Raw genomic sequence first — 1198 nt, 5'->3', positions numbered from 1 at the left:
ATTAAATTGTCTAAAAAACAAGGCAAAAAACAAAAATTATCTGATAGTTTGATAAAATCACTCGCAGAAATCGGACAAAAAATAGAAAAACATTACTATTTTCCCCAGGATATTGAATGGGCTATTCAAAATAACAAAATTTATATTGTGCAAACGAGAGCAGTTACAACCACTAAAAGCGTAGCAAAAATAAACAATACAACCCTATCGGAATCAGACCTAATACTAAAAGGAGATCCTGCAAGCCCCGGGATAGCCTCCGGAGTTGTAAAAGTAATTTTATCAGCCAAAGAAATTAATAAGATAGTCCCTGGAGATGTCTTAGTTGCTCCGCAAACTAATCCGGATTATGTACCGGCAATGAAAAAAGCAGTAGCTATAGTCACCGACAGCGGAGGCAGAACCTCTCATGCCGCAATTGTATCAAGGGAGTTAGGAATTCCGGCAGTTGTAGGTACCGAAATAGCAACCAAAAAACTAAAAACAGGAAATATAATAACAGTAAACGGAACCAAAGGCGAAATTTATAAGGGCGGATTTTTTATAGTTAAAACTACTCAAACGGAAAAAATTTCAAACATTAAAACGGCAACTAAGCTTTATGTCAATCTGGCAGAGCCTGACTTGGCTGAAAAAGTTGCAGGGAAAAATCCCGACGGAGTCGGTTTACTGCGGGCTGAATTTATCATGGCTGATATCGGCGTTCATCCCAAAAAAATGATTCACGACGGCAAAAAACAAATATTTATTGATAAATTGGCAATAGATATAGCTAAATTTTGCAAAGCTTTTGACTCAAAACCGGTAGTTTACCGGACCTCTGATTTTAAAACAAATGAATACAGAAATTTAATTGGCGGCAAAGACTACGAACCCCAAGAATCAAATCCGATGCTTGGATTCAGAGGCGCATTTAGGTACGTTCATGACCCGGATGTTTTTAAACTGGAGCTGGAAGCAATAAAAAACGTCAGAAACAAAATGGGATATAAAAATTTATGGCTAATGATTCCTTTTGTAAGAACAGTTGAAGAATTGATAAAAGTAAAAAAACTAATCAATGATGCAGGGCTTTCCCGTTCGTCAACATTCAAAATTTGGATGATGGTAGAAATCCCTTCAAATGTCATATTACTTGAAAAATTTATTGCAACAGGAATTGACGGCATTTCCATAGGTTCCAATGATTTAACCATGC

The 1198-nt window shown here is 36.5% G+C and carries 1 protein-coding gene; it reads left to right on the top strand.

Annotated features, from left to right (window positions below; genetic code table 11):
• The coding region (locus tag Q8M88_RS04610; RefSeq protein ID WP_305595073.1) for a putative PEP-binding protein at positions 1 to 1198 on the top strand (1198 nt) is incomplete at both ends.

The sequence above is a fragment of the Phenylobacterium sp. genome (assembly GCF_030693805.1).
Taxonomy (GTDB): Bacteria; Pseudomonadota; Alphaproteobacteria; order Caulobacterales; family Caulobacteraceae; genus Phenylobacterium.
The sequence above is the reverse complement of the archived record's forward strand: the minus strand, read 5'-3'. Positions and strand labels throughout refer to the sequence as shown.